The sequence below is a fragment of the Vibrio sp. qd031 genome, assembly GCF_002100145.1.
In the GTDB taxonomy this organism is placed as follows: Bacteria; Pseudomonadota; Gammaproteobacteria; order Enterobacterales; family Vibrionaceae; genus Vibrio.
On record NZ_JXQD01000003.1, the window covers coordinates 53,401 to 70,432 of the forward strand.

The following is a 17,032-nucleotide window of genomic DNA, read 5'->3' on the forward strand; positions in this document are numbered from 1 at the left end:
ACTGCATTCCGTGCGAGGCCTATCTTCTACCGAGAGCCAATTTCAATCAATTAGGCTAAGTTGCTTTGAAACCTCACTTTCAATTATGTTTCACACCAAATACAGTGGGTTTGTTCAATGGCATTTAGGTTAAGTACAAAAAATGGCCACGATTAATCAGTTAGATGCGATCAATCGTGGCCATGTTAGGCTAAAGATGTACTTTTACAGATGATTAGAATTGATGATTAAACTCGAGTTTAAAGTCGCCTTTCTTAAAGTCAGTCTCATTATCCCAATTGGCGTAAAAGCGAACATTTTGGCGTGGGTTAAGTCTATAGGAGGCGGTAATTTCATGATCCAGCTGGCTCCAATCACTGAGCTGCCCACCGACACCTGCTTTATACATTGGGTTGTAGTTTAGCCAGATGGTATCGGTAAGCGTCACTTTGGTATACACACCCACCAAGGCAAAGCCGCCAGGAATGCCAATGCCATCCTCTTTCTCATCCGACACCGTAAAACCTGCACCAGCTAAAGGATAAAATTGAAACGCGCCGTATTTAGGCGTTCCTTGTAAAAAACTGTAAGAGGCGCTGCCCATATCACTGTCGAAGTCCCAATCCATATCTATTTGAGTACCGCAGTTTTTTTGCTTATCGAGTTGGAAATTGCGGTAGCGAATGGAGTCTATTGAGTCGTCTCGGGTGTCATGGTCACTCCATCCAAGCGCTTCACCCGCTATTCCCTTTATTTCGAGCACATGCATAGCTTGGTTATTGGAGTCTGGAGTCGCATATTCTATGCCAAACTTAAGGTTAATTCCGTTATTGGTCACGCCTGCTCCCGCACGATTATAAACCGCTAACGGATCCGACATGTCCGCCAGTTCGGTCTCTTCAGTATTGGCAACATCAGCATGGGAAATAATAGGCACAAAGGCTATTAAGCTTGCTAAAGCGATAGTAGATTTTTTCACAATTCATTCTCGGTATTTAAAACAGATTTATTCAGGGAAATGTATTTGTGCTGAATTGAAATCCATTATCTAACGCAACCGACTTACATAACTCCCCTAGCGTATTTAAATAGTCAATGAGAAACGACACCACGATCAATACGGTCAACTTAATGTATCACCTCACCCTCATTTATGAATCAATACAATACATATAAACCATTGATAACAAGTAATTTTAATCTCAATTTATTTCATTTTTTTAAGTGTTTTTCTTTGATTTCCGTTCAATTAACTGCGAACAAGAAACAACCTATTCACCTCAGTTATCTATTCATTTATAGTGACCGAAATTAATACTTCTTGGCACAAACGAACGAGTAATTGGAGATAACCATGACCGACACAATTAAGGCATTTCTTATAAGCGCTTCTGCACTTTTACTTATTGGATGCCAAGGCGACGATGTTCAGGTAAATAATAAGTCCGACGCCACAGCGATAGTAGAAAATAACGAGGCTGACTCGATACTGGTTCCTTCCAACCGCCTTGAGCAGCAAGCCTACGCACTGGGTTCAACCTTCGCCTCTCGCTTATCACAGAACTTAGAGCACCCACAGCAACTAGGCATCGAACTGGATCCTGATTTTGTGTTGCAGGGCATTGAAGACGCCTTTAAGCGCACTTCACAAATCACTCCTGCTGCTGCTACCGAGATTTTAGAGGCGCTACAAGAAGATATGGCGCAAGCGGCCGCTCGCAAAGAGCTAAGCAACAGCAACACGAGCGATCAACAAGGCTAATAGCCCTGCAAACCACTCGAATTTAAAAACCACAGTTTTCAGCGATTGTGTACACACACGATGACATAGGTAACAGACAATGACCGTACAAGACAGCTCCACTTTCAATGGTAAACCCACCAAGCGCACCCACATTATGGCTAAACCTGTAGGGGCAGCGTGCAACATTGATTGCACCTATTGCTACTACCTAAGTAAACAAGATTTTCTTGAATACAAACCAGGCTGTACACCAAAAATTGAAGGTGAAGCCTTAGAAACTTACATCAAGCTATATATCGAATCGCACAACGCACCAGAAATCATTTTTTCATGGCAAGGCGGCGAGCCCACGCTACTGGGGCTTGAGTACTTTAAAACTGTTGTTGAACTGCAGAAGAAATATCAACCCGACGGCGTAGTTATAAAAAACGATCTTCAAACCAACGGCATCTTACTAAACGATGAGTGGTGCGCTTTTTTGGCGGAGCACGATTTTTTAGTGGGCCTTAGCATTGATGGTCCCGAGCTTTTGCACAATGCCCACCGCACTAACCGCGCTGGACGCGGCACCTTTAGACAAGTCATGAAAGCCGTGGTTCTGATCCACAAGCACAACGTCACATTCGCGACTTTGACGTGCGTAAACAACCTGACCAGCAAAAACCCTGTTGAGGTGTACCGCTTCTTACGCGACGTTGTTAAATCAACACAGATTCAATTTATCCCTATTGTCGAGCAGAAGACCTTCCGTACCGATGCACCGCAAAGTGATACAGAGTCTTGGCAGGCCAAAAACCAAATTAAGCAAGGTGACAAGCGTCTTATTCCTGGTCACAAAAACTCAGTAGTTGAGTCATTTTGTGTTTCAGACCTAGGCTGGGGCAACTTTTTGATCGCGGTTTTTGACGAGTGGGAAAAAAGTGATATTGGTAGCGTGTTTGTTCAATATTTTGAAGCAAACCTGGCCTCGTGGATTGGCGAGCGCAGTCAATTGTGTACCTTAAACCCAGTTTGTGGCAAAGGGTTGGCGATGGAGCCTAACGGTGACCTCTATACCTGTGACCACTATGTGTATCCGGAGCACAAAGTCGGCAATATTTATCACGACAATCTCGAAGAGGTGTCGTACGGGCAGCAGCAACAAGACTTTGGCTACGCCAAAATTGAATCACTCACCAGCGCTTGCCAACGCTGCGAGTATGTATTTGCTTGTTACGGCGAATGCCCAAAAAATCGATTTATCAAAAACGCCGACGGCGAACCGAACCAAAATTACTTGTGTGCAGGCTGGAAAAAGTACTTTGCACACATCGATAAGCGCATGGCACACATCGCCCGCAGCTATGGCTACCCGGTGAAATTTGGCCGCTATAGCGATGACAAAATAGCAAGCCTGTTGGGCTCAAACCCACGCTACATGTTTAATACTCAATACTAATTCCTATCTTTAGAGTCGGCGACAATGGAAATTGCTGAGTCTAAAGATCAGTTTAAATCGAATCACCCATAATAAAGGAGTATGCCATGAGTGATTCCATGCATAAGTGAACTTTCTAATGAAAAAGGCACTCTCGCTTTTAAGCCTAGCTATCTTTTCTACAACCGCATTTGCTAACCCCACCTCAGACGAAAATCTACAACTCACCATTTCTGGATACGAATTTCCAAGGCTCAAACCCATCCTAAACGGTCAAGTTGAGATTGAAGGTGTTGATCTCCATTGTAAAAAAATGGGCATCGGTGAAATGTATAACGATGTCCTCAATGGCGATCAAACCTTAGACATAAGAGCATCTTTATAAACAGCGACTCGGGCATCGAAAAGCCTGAAGATCTAAGAGGCAAAACCATCAGAACACCTGGATACTCGTCCACCTCTCTCACCTATATACGCGGTATGCTGCAAGACGAATACAACATATCTCCACAAGACGTTAACTGGGTTGCCTCCGATGTAGATTCATCTAAAGGAGTAACAGGCGCGGTATCAGCTCAAGAAGCGCACATGCCAAACGGCGTTGTGGTTCGCACAGGCTCGGCAGATAAAGACGAGTCAGAATTTTTAGTCAGCGGTGAGGTAGACGCTTTATTCCATGCAGCAGAGCCCGAAGCTTATGTGCAAGGACACTAAAAAGTCGCACGCCTATATAACGATTCGCGCACCGCAGAGAAAAAGTACTACCAAAAGACCGATGTATTTCCAATTATGCACGCAGTCGCCATTAAAACAGAATTACTGGAAGAGCACCCATGGTTAGCAGAAGCTGTCTATAACGCTTATGTCGAAGCCACACAAATCGCGTATGGGCAAATGAACCAGATCGGTTGGGCGGCAGACATGATGCCTTGGTATGTCCAAGAGCTTGAGTCGGCGCGCGCGTTAATGGGCGATAACTTCTTTAGCTATGGCTTTGATGACAATAACACCAAAACCTTATAGACCTTATTCCGTTATTCGTATGAGCAAGGTCTGTCAGAGCGCGAACTCACAATAGAAGAGCTGTTCCACCCAGCAACACTCAAACTGGCTGAGTAGTTACACTTTGTCGTTTCAATCCCCCCCATTAACACCCATGGCAAGAAACAATGTTGTCTTGGGTGTTCTTGGCCAGTTTACGGCTATCATTTCGACTTAGAAGCCTCAAGCGACGCGACAATCAGCGACATTGGTCCTTTAATCATGTCCGTTTTAATCAATGTCTGGTCTTCACAGCAACTGATTGAAAAAGCAAAACCATGTAGATAATCGGCAAGCAAATCCAAACAGTCCTTTTCAATTCTTTCTGATAATTCAAGCGGCCTGATGAGTGCAAGATAACGACGGGTAAAAACGTGCGCCGGACTGCCCGATTTCATACTTAGCACAATAGCCAACAGCCCGCGATACTCCCGAAGAAGCTCAATATAGCTGACCGATAATTGTAATAGCTCGTGCTGCCAATCTGCATTCTGGCTTGGCTGATATATCTCTTCCACCAACGAAGAGGTGAGGGATTCTAGCAAGGCATTTTTATTCTTGAAGTAGTGGTAAATCGCCATAGGGTCGACATTGAGCTCTTTTGCTAGCAAACGAATGCTGGGCACTTGTCCTTCGCTTTTCATCAAAGACTTTGCCATACCTAAAACAACGTCAGCACTAAGTTGTGTTTGCTGCGCGCGCGGTCTACCGCGTTTTTTCTCATTGACAGCCATAAAGTCTTCTCGCTAAACTCCATTAAATCTACACTGTAGAATTAATTTTACCCTATCCCAAACCATGACTCAAGCAAGTCATCCTTTAGTGAGGTTTACATGGCGAACATCGTATTTATTGCAACAAGCTTAGACGGATTCATTGCCGACAAAAACGGAGGGTTGGATTGGCTTGAATCAGTGCCGAACCCCGATCATGTCGACACTGGCTTCTTTTCTTTGATGGAACGTATTGATGGATTAGTCATGGGACGTAACACCTTAGACGTGGTGTTGGGATTTGGAGGAGAGTGGCCGTACTCAAAACCTGTGTTTGTGTTAAGTAACACCATGACTGAATTGCCAATGGGCTATGAAGATAAGGTCACGTTAGTAAATGGCGACCTAAAAGACGTGGTGGCGGATCTAAATGCGAAGGGCTTCAACGATCTTTACATTGATGGTGGGAAAACAATTCAAAGCTTCCTGAAACTCGACCTCATCGACGAAATGGTGATCACACGTTTTCCAATGTTGCTTGGAGGTGGTGCGCCATTGTTTGGCGACTTGGACAACCCGTTGAATTTCACTGTGAGTAAAAGTAAAGTCGTGCTGGATCAGCTGGTTCAAACAACCTATCTGCGTAGTCGATAAGCCACTATCGAAGCGCATTTCTACAGATAAACGGGTGTCTTACCACCCGTTAAATCAATGGCTCAACTTGCCCTTATTCAGCAAGCCAACGACCATCCAGCGCGAACGATTTTTCATCAAAATCAATGGTTGCGCTCACACCCAATGGTGTAACTAACATTGGGTGCGTATGGCAACTGTCGAAGCCATTCAAAATAGGAACGGCTTTACCACTAAGCACTTCCATAAGAACATCCAGTGGCGAGCGACCGGTCCCTTTGTCGTTAAACAACTCATGCTTGCCTAACACAATGGCCCCTACCTTATCAAAAACGCCACACGCGAAAAGGTGCGCAAAGGAGCGCTCAACCGATTCAATACCCATAAGTGAATCTTCCAGCAACACTATATCGCCAGCTTCTATCTTAGGCATATACTCACTGCCCCATATCCCCGACATGGTATTGAGGTTGCCCCCAATAATTCGGCCACTAACCTTGCCGCTACCAATGTATTGCCATTGATTATCGAACGTAGGTTTTGCGGCGTCTTGAGTCTCCCAGTCATGCATCACATCGGTCCACACCGCTGGCATAGTGTATTGATGCGAGGACGACAACCCACATAAGATGTCGCGAAAGGAAGCAAATGTCTCGTCAACCAGCGGTGGCAGTTCACCAAAAGACGCCACCAGCGCAGGGCCATAAAACGTCACTATATCCGTTTTTGCGACTATGCCTAACAGTAGCGCTGTCGCATCGGAATATCCAATAATGATCTTAGGATCCGCTTTGAGAGCTTGATAATCGATGTAGGGAAGGAGCGAATTACTGTTGTAGCCGCCGATTGTGGACATAATACAGCGGACGCTAGGATCGCGAATCAGTTGATTGAGCTCGTCTGCACGCTGCTGAATGGACCCCGAACGATAGTAGTCGGAGCATCCAGTCAGTGAGCCTGCAACCAGCTCAAAACCATGAGAAGCTAAATAGGATTTGGCGCGTTCAAATCGATTGGGGGCAAAACTGGTCACGGGAGAAGACGGTGAAAAATAACCAATCTTGTCGCCTTGTTTTAATGCCTTGGGATAGATCACTCAGTTGATTCCTTTTGACTGGATACACTAGATTTACTGGGTATTTTTCGTGAAATGTCATCCCCGTACAATCTCTTAACTCTGTTTAATTATCAAGAGGTTATTTCACGTTGTTGGCCATAATGTCACCCGCTATGAAACCATTGAACGACTAGCGCTTTCGATTCTGTTGAACCAATTTCTCATTCCACGCGGTGTTGCCATCTCGTTTGCTCACATCGTACTCCGAACAAAACTGCGAGATCGTCATATTGTTATCACCGGTTGCGAGTTTTAACGCCAATTGAACCTGCTGCAGTTTACTTTGCAGACGCAGTATTTGTCCTGCGTTTGGGCTTTTCTCTTTCGCAAACTTTAACGCGGCGTGCTTACGCTCAGCTGCTCCGGCGCGGCGATCGGCTTCTCCCAGCAAGAATCGTAACTGAGCAATACTTTTACCTTTTTTGAATGCAGGATCAATCAGCTCGACACACTCTTCAAAAGAAGGGTCTACAACATAAGGATCAATTTTATGCGCTTGCTGGCGCATCCATTCAAGAGCGAGTTTTTCGTCAGACATAATCCAATCTTTACTGAAATAATGAGTGCTTATGGTATCGCTCAATACTAAACCACCGCAATAGAAGATTCCAATTGTCGGTACGCTCTACGGGTTAACGCAAAAGTATTGTTTCGACATATGTCATGCAGTCATTGTGACGCTGTCTCCAGCTCAATAAAGCCGAAGCAATGATTGATACAAGCGACATGCTCTAACAACAACCGTTATAAAGGTGTCCTATTGATCGTGAAATAAGCGATATCGAGATTGCAAAGCTATACCCTTTTCAACCTTCAAAGAGATCGCCAAAGAGCGTGACATCACCACAAATGATCCGTTAGATTAATTTTTTAATTGTCATCATGATGTCAGGTTTATGAGGCGACTCACGTTTATCAAACACTACCAATTATTGGGTAATAAGCAATCAAGAATGCACGCTTTACGAGCGGCCAGCCAGTTATCTTGCAAGCCGCTTTAATATCAACTGTCGTTTTCTCACTGCTTCGAACAAAAAGATGCCATAGCGCAGACCCGAAGGGGCTAAGTATCATCGACAGTATGATGAACTTACCTATTCAATTTTGGGCCGTTGGACAGTTAGACACCCCACCATTTAAGTCAATCGCAATAGCCCACGCCGACACTATACTTAAAGAGTTTATACGTGAAGACGTCTCTGTAAGACATCTGTTTGAGTTCGATTGTTACGCGGGCGAGGTTAAGCAATATCATGGCGGCCAAGGATACAACCCAAAGTCCGCATGGAGCCTTCGAGCAACATGGGCGGTTGACGGTTTGCATTAAACTATCAGTACACCAAAAAACAACACTCTCTAGACGCTGCAATGAAAACGGTTAACTTATTCAATGCCCTCCTCGGTGAGGACTCGGTGCCTTATTGGGGTTTCAGAGCCATAATACCCCCCCCTAAACGCTAAGAGATACCTTTGCTAGTACTTGCGCCGCAAGTGAGCTTGTAATGCTATCTGAATTAGTACCCTCCGGGGGACTGCGTGAGCGTTACTTACTCGCTACTAACGATATATTAATGAGCCTTCATCAGAACTACGAAACGTATAATGACGATAGCCAACAAGGTATTTTAGTTGGCGGTACCTTTAACTACCCTAAAGGACTCGGTATCGATTGTTCGTTGATCTATGGTGACTACTACTATGTTGAAGGGTTATACCGCCTGAAAAAAAAATTAGCGTCTTTCAACAACTACCACGACCCAACATTATGGTGTCAGTTTGGTCGTAATGGACTGACACAACTCTACAAGAAGGTTCTTTGTCGTCTCAATGCTGTACACTGCATGATGCACAGCATCGGAATCTAAGGTTACATAAGGAACTGTCAGCGCCGCCAAAAATCGATCCGCAGTAAAGATTGGAACACTTATGTTAGTGATGCCGGATATCTGCGGACTGGGCCCTATGTAGTAACCTTGTTTTTGAGTAGGTTCGATAAGAATACTGGCTTGATCGATTTCACTCTGTGTTGCACCACTTTGCTTGAGTATGGTGGGCTTGTCGATAGGGTCACAAAAGCTAAGCAATACGATTCCCGACCCCGACGAGCAAACATCGAGTTTTGCACCAATCTTTAAGCTAAAGCCCATTTTATATGGGCTCTCTTCTCGTCCGATAACCACTAGGTCTTGACTGTCATACCAAGATATATGACAAGATTGATTCACCTTTTCACTCAACGTTTTCATCAAAGGCTTAGCAACATTAAGCAGTTGTGCTTGAGGTGGGTATTGATTTGCTACTGTAAACATTTGCATTGAAAACAAATACTTACCAGTATATTCATCAAAGGTTACATACCCACGACGAGACAATACTGACAGTACTCGGAAAATCTCCCCAACGCTTCTACCCACCAGTTCAGCGATTTGCTTTTTGGACAAAGGCTGTGCAGAACTGGCAAGTAGTTCTAGTATATCTAGTCCTTTCTCTAGCGCAGGAGCGTTATACTCTTGCCTAACTGCTTTTTCCAAGTACTCTCTCCTTAGTTAACTAACCCCATCATTCTTGGGATCGTCATCGAAATAGCCGGTATATAGGTTACCGCCATCAAGACTAAAAATATTACCGCAAAGAATGGTAACAGCGTTTTGATCACGTGGTCAATTTTGATGTCACTGATTTTACAACCGGTAAAAAGAATTGGCCCGACAGGTGGTGTAATAGTTCCCAACGACAAATTAAACACCAACAGGATGCCAAATTGAACGGGATCCATACCTAAATTCACACAGATAGGTAGAAAAATTGGTGTGAAAATTAAGACTGCTGGTGTTGGGTCCATAAAAGTGCCGACAAATAGCAATACAATATTAATTATCAACAGTATCACTAAAGGATTGTCAGTCAATGCAAGCAACGTGTCTGCAATCATGCCTGGGATCTGTGTAAACGCCATCACCCATGACATGATTGATGAAGCGGCAATCATAAAAATAACGATTGCGGTTAGTTTGGCCGTTGCTAACAAAATATCGGGCAACTGCTCTGCTTTTAATGCTTTGTATAGAAACCCAAGAAGCAATGAATATACTACTGCAATAGCCGAGGCTTCTGTTGGTGTAAATATCCCAGCAAGTATTCCACCAATCACGACCACAACGAGCGATAGACTCGGTATAGCATCAATAAACAGGCGCACTCGTTCAGAGATACTCAATATGTGACGTGAGGTATAACCGCGTCGGTAAGCCATTATTCCCGCCACCAACATAACCCCACCACCCCACAATAATCCGGGCAAATAGCCGCCCATAAATAGAGCAGAAATAGAAACTGAACCTGCAACGGTGGCATAGACAATTAGCGTATTGCTTGGTGGAATCAACATTCCAGTCGGTGCAGATGCGATATTGACAGCTGTTCTAAAGGATTTGTCATACCCTTCTTTTTCTTGAATGGGGTTCATGATCCCACCAATAGCCGCTGCCGACGCGACACCCGATCCGCTAATTGAGCCAAACAACATGTTTGACACAACGTTCGTTTGAGCCAAAGCGCCAGGGAAATACCCAGTCACAATCTTTGAACAATTGATGAGCCGTATGGCAATTCCCCCATTGTTCATGATATTGCCTGCCAAGATAAAAAATGGAATGGCTAATAGGGCAAAACTGTCTAGTCCAGTGAACATACGTTGAGCCGCGGTTGTCGTTGCACCCGCGAGAGGTAAAATACTAATCATTGCGACAAATGATGGTAGCCCGATACCAATACCAATCGGTGCACCAAGAACCAATAATAAAATAGCGCCACCAAACATGATTAGGGCGGCAAGAGTTGCTGCATCCATGGTCAATTATCCTTTGAGTCTAATTTGTTGAAACTGATGAACAAGCTTCAATTGGTTAATCACGAAATAGATCAAGATCAACGCGCCTGAAATCGGCAATGCGGCATAGATAACTCCCATTGGAATCTCCAATGCTGAATCGAGTTGCCACATCTGTCGAACAGATGCTTTATAACCTCCCTGCCACATAACAATGAACGCAAAAATAGCTATCCCCCATTCAGTAACAATATCTACGATGATGCCGATTCTAGGTGAGAATTTGTCACGTACGTAAGTTATTGCCATGTGTTCCCTTAACCCAAAAACGTAAGCACTTCCAATTAGAACCAGCCAAACAAACATGTACCTTGATAACACCTCGCTCACGGCGCTAGGACTATTAAACACATAACGGGTAACAACTTGGTAGGTAACCAGTACCGTCAGCAGCGCCATTATGGCGATACAGGTTCGCTCTACCACCCAGTTAATGACCGCGTTGACTTTTTCTGTCCAGACTAACAATTTTTCCACTAGACTCATTCCTTGCATTTCAAAGAAGCTAGGCACAATGCCTAGCTTCATACATCATTAACTCAATTCATTGATTGCTTTAGTTAATTCTTTTTGGGCATCAGTTTTGATGAGCTTCTGCTGCAGAGGCAAACAGCTGTCTTGGAATTGTTTAACATCAACATCCTTAAAAGTTGCGCCATTCTTTTCAGCCAAAGCGCGTGCAGAACCAATCTTTGCGTTCCATTTAGCAAACTCATCGACAGTCGATTCCTTAGCTAATTTGCGAATCGTTGCTTGATCATCACTAGGCAGTGAGTTAATGAAGTCATCGCTGATCACAACAAGATCCGGAACCATTAAGTGTGATGTTTTGCTGAAGTATGGCGCGACCTCATAGTGCTTCATGTCCGCATAGGTTATTTCATTGTTTTCGCCACCATCAAGAACGCCTTGCTGCACTGCGGTGTATACCTCTCCCTGGCTCATTGGAACACCCGTACCGCCCATACATGTCAGCATTTCAACCATTGTATTGGACTGCATGACTCGAATTTTTTGGCCTTTCATATCAGATACCGACTCAACATTACTTCCTTTGGTATAGATGTTTCGAGAGCCTGCGGTATAAGCAGTTAGCACTTCAAAACCAAACTTTTTAGTTGAGGCAAATAGGTCATTCAACACACCTGATGTAAAGACCTTCTCTTGATGTTCGATACCGGTATAAGCGAACGGCATACCAATGGCTGTGAAGGTGTTATCATAATTCTCGACGAGTGGGTTTGCCACTACGGCCATCTGAACGGCACCAGCTTGCACCAACTCCAAGGATGCACGTTGATCACCCAATAAGGCATTGGGGAAAATCGTCACTTTATAACGACCATCGGTTGCAGTTTCTAGCTGCTTTCCAAACTCTTCCAGTGCAAGATATTGAGGATGTTGATCCGACTGATTAAATGCCGCTTTAATCTCTGTTGCAGCGTAAGTCAGTGAAGATACGGTGATCGCCGCGCCCGCTAGGGTTGTAAATAGTACGTTCTGTAGAGTCTTGTTCATGTTATTTTCCTATTATTTTTAATTTAAGCCAATGTATTCATTGGTATAAAGTCCATGTCGTCAAACGTTTGGTTTTCACCTAACATTCCCCAGACAAAGCTATAGTTTTGAGTGCCGCAGCCAGAATGAATAGACCAGCTTGGCGACAATACTAATTGGTGATTTCGCACGACTAAGTGGCGAGTTTCAGTCGGTTCTCCCATCATGTGGAAGACAGCCTGTTCAGGCTTAATATTGAAGTAGAGGTACGCCTCCATTCGACGCTCGTGAGTATGTGCAGGCATGGTGTTCCAAACACTGCCTGATTCTAAGTGAGTAATACCAAGGCAGAGTTGGCAGGTTTGCACAACATCAGGATGCAGGTACTGGTTAATGACACGTTTATTTGAGGTCTCTAGACTGCCTAGCTCCACCACTCGAGCATTTGCCTTGGTGATTAATTTACAAGGTAAGCTCATGTGAGCCGGCGCACTCAATCCATAGATACGTGCATCACCTTCTCTTCGGACAATTTCGATGTTTTTCGACCCTTGCCCGATATACAACACGTCCAGAGTATTAAGATCATAAGACTCTCCATCAACGGTGATCGTGACCTGCCCCTGCAAGCAAGCCAGTCCCATTTCACGTCGTTGTAAAAAGTAGTCTGTTCCAAAAGATTTACTGTCTATCCATTGATCGAGAATCAATGGCTCACTGTCAGGGCACACTCCCAGAGCCACGGCTCTATCAATATGACTGTATGCGAGTTTTATACTGGAACGCTCAAACAAATCCTCAATCAAGAACTCGTTACGTAACTGAGCTGTTGAATAGGTTTTTACGTCATTTGGATTGGCGGAGTACTTGGTTAGCATAGTGTTTCCTAATGATTACGACTGTCTATATAGTAATTAAATTTCCTATGCGATCAATATCGTTCATATGCGAACATGTATGGACGTGATCCATGATCGCTATTTCTTAAAATAATCCGCTGCATTTTTGAGCTAAATCGCATTTTGAAACTGCGTTTTATTATCTAGTTTGAAGTAAACATTGCTAGGTGAGACGTAAAGGCAGTTAAAATTTGAAAGTACGATTAAGTAGATAAAGAAAACCGCAGCTACCACTGATCATCTCTCGATAATCAATGGTAGCTGCGGCCAGTGTTTTGGTAACTAAGTGTGTTACCTGAGCTATACGTGCAGCGTATGCTTTGTCTATAAACTTAGTCGATTTCTGCTTAAAAAAACAACTATCCTTGTATATCTCGTAGCTTTAAAGTTTGGGAGTGGTACAGATAGTCAATAACTTGAAGATCATGTCCATTGTTAAATATTAGGCTCACACTTTCGTTGCCCCACCTTGCCTCTAACAATTTATAGTGCTGCTCCATCGAAATATCGTGGAGAACCGCTACGTTCCAGTCTCTGCTGTGGCTGCGCAGTAAGCTGTACGCCAAATCAGAAGTGGCAGGGTTATCTGGGGCATAACCTGTGAGTATGTTAAATGGCTGCTGCGACACAATATGCTGATTATATTGCGGCTGCGACTCGATCTCGTAACTTAAAGTGTGCTGAAGTGCGCTATCGAACATCGCAGTTTGCGTCATGCGCGCTAATGGCCCTTCTAGCGGGTTTGGCACTGGTCGTGGCTGCATGTTGTCTTCGTGACTATCGAACCCATGCGTTCCGCGCACATGGTACGTCAGGTCTAACTGCCTTTCGTGGGGATTATCAATTTTAATCAATTCGATGGTCGCATCCCCCAACCAAATCACCACACGGCGAAATCGCACGTCTTTGTATGCTTTTGCATCCCATTGCACAATGGTATGACTGTCGACTTTAGCGGCCTCACCTGACCAATCCGCCACACAATCAATTACTCGGTACTTGTCACCACTTTGATACCCAAGTAATTGCGGATTAATAGGCGACTGGTTTTGCTGCTCCACGACAAGCGTATTGTGAGTAGCACTATTTTTATAGTAGCCATAATGCAGTTCAGCGCCATAACCGGTTGTACCAAGATCGGGCAATATTTCTCTACCTTGGCGCGTTAGAATCAAGCCTAATCGATCGTAATGGTCATGTTCACCGCCATACGGAGAATGCTTGTAAAGTAGAGCATTATTCAATTCGCGGTCATATTCTATAGTGATGCCAGCACCCGGTGCGTGGATCGACTGACACTCAAGACCAACGCTATCTGGTAGAGAGTCCACACCGTAGAGAAGCGCATTTATATTATCTCGACTGATGTTTTGATAAATCGATGCCAAGACTGTGGCAAATTCATCACACGGGAACTGTTTGTAGGCAAACTCAAACAGATGTGCATGAGTTAACTTCTCTTGTCCTGCAATACAGTCGTTAAGGCGGGGGAAATCTCCGGTGTTCATCACCAGTTTTAAAGGAAACTTAAGTAGTTTTAGATAGTTCGGATTTGAGCTAATAGAGTACGGCGTATTAAACGCGATTTTTTCAAAATTCAGCAACGCTTGCAATGCGTAGTAGTGATAGTGAATGGATCCCTCAAACCACATTCCTTCACCAATGCAGCCATTATCTAACTGGTAATGCAGGCCGTACTCTGTGTTTAAGGCAAATTCAATGTAATTAGTGTCATCGAGAATAAGACCAATAACCCCGATGGTAGCATTGATCTTCATTTCGTGATTATGCAATTGTGGCGTTCGGTGGGCCATTAAAAAATCCGCACCTTCACGCAATAGGCGCTGTTCAATGTGTTGCTGTTCTGCTTGCGTCAGACCTTGTTTGATAAAATCGTATCCGCGCGCCAAATCTAAATGGCAATTGGCCTCACACAAGGTTTGTGCATTTGCTTTACCCGGCCCGTTGTAAGGGATCCCGCCATGAACTTCGTAGTCAGGATAATAGTTCGCGTACTCACACAAGATCTGCTTAACCTTGTTAAAATACTGACTATCATCGGTAAGATGCCACAACAAACCCAAATCGTAACAAGCTTTTGCATTGAGGCCATTTAGCCAACGCCACCAAGCACCATCATAAGGCTCTCCAGTAAACTCTTTCCCATCGACAGGACAGCAGTGAGATTCAGGCTTGTTTCGGTCCCAATTAAGGCGCACTCCATGCTCCGGACAGAAATAGTAAAGGTTCCAAGTCGCTCTGCCATCGCAAGGGACTAACACGTCGTTGTTAAGTACTATGTCATTGTCATTGCGTAGCGCATCAATGACGTCTGCAGTGGCTCTTTGCTTAATAGAGACCATCTCTTGGAGGGTAAATTGAAGCATGATAGTCAGTTCCCTAAAAAAAGAATAAGGCTAAAACTTGAAGTAACGTTTAGCATTGAAATAACAGATATTTTGGATCGTTTGTTTGAGCAAAGCCTCGTCATTAGGAATTTCACCTTCCAACACCCACCGTGCCATCAAGTTGCAAAGTACTCTTCGAAAGTATTCGTGACGGCTAAATGAAAAGATATTTCTCGAGTCCGTTAACATCCCCACAAATCGGCCCAATGCTCCTAGATTTTTGAGTGTCGTGAGCTGCGCTTCCATGCCATCTTTATGATCGTTAAACCACCACGCAGCGCCAAACTGAATTTTACTTGCGGAGGCATCACTGTCTTGGAAAGCACCTGCAATACAGCTAAGTAGTTGATTGTGGTTGGCATTTAAACTGTAGAGCACTGTATTAGGAAGGCATCTATTTTTATCCAGCTCGCTCAACAACTTAACCAAATCCTCGGCAATATTTTGGTCATTCATTACGCTAAACCCAGTCCCCCTTCCAATCTCAGCTTGGCGTCTTTCATTAACATTAGGCAAGACGCCAATATGAATTTGTGAGCTCCATCCATGTTGATGATAGAGCCTTCCTAGCTCAAAAAAGAGCCGTGAATTGAGTTGCGTAACTTCTTCCGCCGACAATGAGTTACCGACGCAAAGCTGCGCATAAAGACGTTCAGCATCATTTGAGCTGCATTGCGCATACTCAACCTTCATTAACCCCAGATCAGCAAGCCTTGCGCCAAGTAGATGAAAGTGTTCTATTCGTTTGCTTATAGCGCCAACCAAGCTAAAGAATGACTGAACGTTTATAGTGGTCAGTGTATTGAGTTTTTTAGCCAATAACTGGGTCGCGCTAGGATCATCAAAGGTAAACAGTTCATCTGCGCGAAAAGTTGGAAACACTCGAGTGCCAAACTCCGACTCTCTTAACGCTGCATGATATTGAAGATGACTGAGTGGTGAATCGGTTGTACAAAGCACATCAACCTTTAGATCTCGTAGAACTTGACGTGTACTGTTCTTCCCTTCAGCCAGTAGTGCTTTAGTCTGTGCCCAGATCGTTTTCTCGTTCTCGGGGTTGAGCAGTAAATCGTTACCAAAAAAGCGCGATAATTCTAGGTGTGACCACTGATACAATGGATTTCCCACTAGATAAGGCAGTGATTCACACCACTTACTGAATTTGTCCTCATCGCTTGCGTCACCCGTAATATAGAATTCATCAACCCCGTTGCTGCGCATTGCTCGCCAGACATAGTGATCACTAGTTAGCCAGGCTTCACACAGGTTTTTCGGTTGAGCATCTTCCCAGATCTCTTTTGCATCAAGATGATTGTGGTAATCGATTATCGGTAGGTGCTTTGCGCATTCATGGTACAACTGTCTCGCTAGCGGCGAGTTGAGTAAGTAATCGTCATGCATATAAACGTTGTTCTTCACTTAGAGAATTCCCAAAATCATAAACTGACTCAAACTTGCCCTCTAGCCGGTAACGATAGCTATTAGGCATTGTATTTCAAGCATTACCCAACAAAAAGGGATCGTCAGTTTACTAATAATAAAACAATGTTTTGATTTTAGTGTTTTCGCTCGACTTTTCCATAAGAAAATGTTGTTTATGTGATCTACGAAACGGCGTTTCATTATGTGTGCAAGGATGCAGCTTCAGCCCACTGTGTAGCGATCATAAGCCCATGAGCGTTTATAAATTAATAA

At 44.1% G+C, this 17,032-nt stretch carries 18 protein-coding genes; 7 read left to right on the forward strand and 11 right to left on the reverse strand.

From position 1 onward, the window contains the following. Positions 1-214: 214 nt before the first annotated feature. A complete protein-coding gene (locus ST37_RS02640) occupies positions 215-958 on the reverse strand; it encodes a hypothetical protein (protein ID WP_084883571.1) in 744 nt (247 codons plus the stop codon). Between the two features lie 375 nt (positions 959-1,333). Between ST37_RS02640 and ST37_RS02645 the strand changes: the two genes are divergently transcribed. The 5 genes from ST37_RS02645 (at position 1,334) to ST37_RS02665 (ending at position 4,163) form a co-directional block, all read left to right on the forward strand. Then, positions 1,334-1,741 carry an FKBP-type peptidyl-prolyl cis-trans isomerase N-terminal domain-containing protein gene (locus ST37_RS02645; protein WP_084883573.1) on the forward strand — a complete coding sequence of 136 codons (408 nt, stop codon included), beginning with the start codon at positions 1,334-1,336 and terminating at the stop codon, positions 1,739-1,741. Positions 1,742-1,820: 79 nt separating this feature from the next. Continuing rightward, the gene (locus ST37_RS02650) at positions 1,821-3,161 is read left to right on the forward strand and encodes an anaerobic sulfatase maturase (RefSeq protein ID WP_084883575.1); all 1,341 of its coding nucleotides are present in this window, start codon (positions 1,821-1,823) and stop codon (positions 3,159-3,161) included. A 118-nt stretch (positions 3,162-3,279) separates the two neighbouring features. Next, the gene (locus ST37_RS02655) at positions 3,280-3,525 is read left to right on the forward strand and encodes a hypothetical protein (RefSeq protein ID WP_143698110.1); all 246 of its coding nucleotides are present in this window, start codon (positions 3,280-3,282) and stop codon (positions 3,523-3,525) included. 47 nt (positions 3,526-3,572) lie between these two features. Further along, on the forward strand, positions 3,573-3,854 hold the full coding sequence (locus ST37_RS02660) for a hypothetical protein (protein WP_242426203.1): 282 nt from the start codon (positions 3,573-3,575) through the stop codon (positions 3,852-3,854). Between the two features lie 75 nt (positions 3,855-3,929). Continuing rightward, positions 3,930-4,163, forward strand: a complete 234-nt coding sequence (locus tag ST37_RS02665; protein ID WP_084883581.1) for a hypothetical protein — start codon at positions 3,930-3,932, stop codon at positions 4,161-4,163. 182 nt (positions 4,164-4,345) lie between these two features. Here ST37_RS02665 and ST37_RS02670 read toward each other — a convergent pair whose 3' ends face one another. Further along, positions 4,346-4,915, reverse strand: coding sequence for a TetR/AcrR family transcriptional regulator (locus tag ST37_RS02670; RefSeq protein ID WP_084883583.1), 570 nt, complete (start codon positions 4,913-4,915; stop codon positions 4,346-4,348). A 99-nt stretch (positions 4,916-5,014) separates the two neighbouring features. Between ST37_RS02670 and ST37_RS02675 the strand changes: the two genes are divergently transcribed. Beyond that, positions 5,015-5,548, forward strand: coding sequence for a dihydrofolate reductase family protein (locus ST37_RS02675; protein WP_084883585.1), 534 nt, complete (start codon positions 5,015-5,017; stop codon positions 5,546-5,548). Positions 5,549-5,621: 73 nt separating this feature from the next. Here ST37_RS02675 and ST37_RS02680 read toward each other — a convergent pair whose 3' ends face one another. Beyond that, entirely contained in the window at positions 5,622-6,623 is a 1,002-nt protein-coding gene (locus ST37_RS02680) for a S66 peptidase family protein (protein ID WP_084883587.1), read from the reverse strand. Between the two features lie 151 nt (positions 6,624-6,774). Next, positions 6,775-7,182: a hypothetical protein gene (locus tag ST37_RS02685; RefSeq protein WP_084883590.1), complete on the reverse strand. Its 408-nt coding sequence runs from the start codon at positions 7,180-7,182 to the stop codon at positions 6,775-6,777. A 543-nt stretch (positions 7,183-7,725) separates the two neighbouring features. On the opposite strand from ST37_RS02685, the gene ST37_RS02690 reads away from it, so the two are divergent. After that, positions 7,726-7,971 carry a hypothetical protein gene (locus tag ST37_RS02690; RefSeq protein ID WP_143698111.1) on the forward strand — a complete coding sequence of 82 codons (246 nt, stop codon included), beginning with the start codon at positions 7,726-7,728 and terminating at the stop codon, positions 7,969-7,971. Between the two features lie 436 nt (positions 7,972-8,407). Here the strand turns inward: ST37_RS02690 and ST37_RS02695 are convergent, their stop codons facing one another. From ST37_RS02695 to uxaC, 7 genes are all read right to left on the reverse strand, one after another. After that, positions 8,408-9,175, reverse strand: coding sequence for an IclR family transcriptional regulator (locus ST37_RS02695; protein ID WP_084883594.1), 768 nt, complete (start codon positions 9,173-9,175; stop codon positions 8,408-8,410). 11 nt (positions 9,176-9,186) lie between these two features. Then, on the reverse strand, positions 9,187-10,494 hold the full coding sequence (locus ST37_RS02700; protein ID WP_084883596.1) for a TRAP transporter large permease: 1,308 nt from the start codon (positions 10,492-10,494) through the stop codon (positions 9,187-9,189). Between the two features lie 6 nt (positions 10,495-10,500). Then, positions 10,501-11,010, reverse strand: coding sequence for a TRAP transporter small permease (locus ST37_RS02705; protein ID WP_242426199.1), 510 nt, complete (start codon positions 11,008-11,010; stop codon positions 10,501-10,503). A 57-nt stretch (positions 11,011-11,067) separates the two neighbouring features. Continuing rightward, a complete protein-coding gene (locus tag ST37_RS02710; protein ID WP_084883598.1) occupies positions 11,068-12,051 on the reverse strand; it encodes a TRAP transporter substrate-binding protein in 984 nt (327 codons plus the stop codon). A 23-nt stretch (positions 12,052-12,074) separates the two neighbouring features. Continuing rightward, complete coding sequence (gene kduI, locus ST37_RS02715; protein WP_084883600.1) at positions 12,075-12,908, reverse strand: 5-dehydro-4-deoxy-D-glucuronate isomerase; 834 nt, start codon at positions 12,906-12,908, stop codon at positions 12,075-12,077. Positions 12,909-13,288: 380 nt separating this feature from the next. Further along, positions 13,289-15,316 (reverse strand): heparinase II/III family protein, encoded by a 2,028-nt coding sequence (locus ST37_RS02720; RefSeq protein WP_084883602.1) that lies wholly within the window; start codon positions 15,314-15,316, stop codon positions 13,289-13,291. 30 nt (positions 15,317-15,346) lie between these two features. Continuing rightward, positions 15,347-16,756 carry a glucuronate isomerase gene (uxaC, locus tag ST37_RS02725; RefSeq protein WP_242426201.1) on the reverse strand — a complete coding sequence of 470 codons (1,410 nt, stop codon included), beginning with the start codon at positions 16,754-16,756 and terminating at the stop codon, positions 15,347-15,349. Positions 16,757-17,032: the final 276 nt, after the last annotated feature.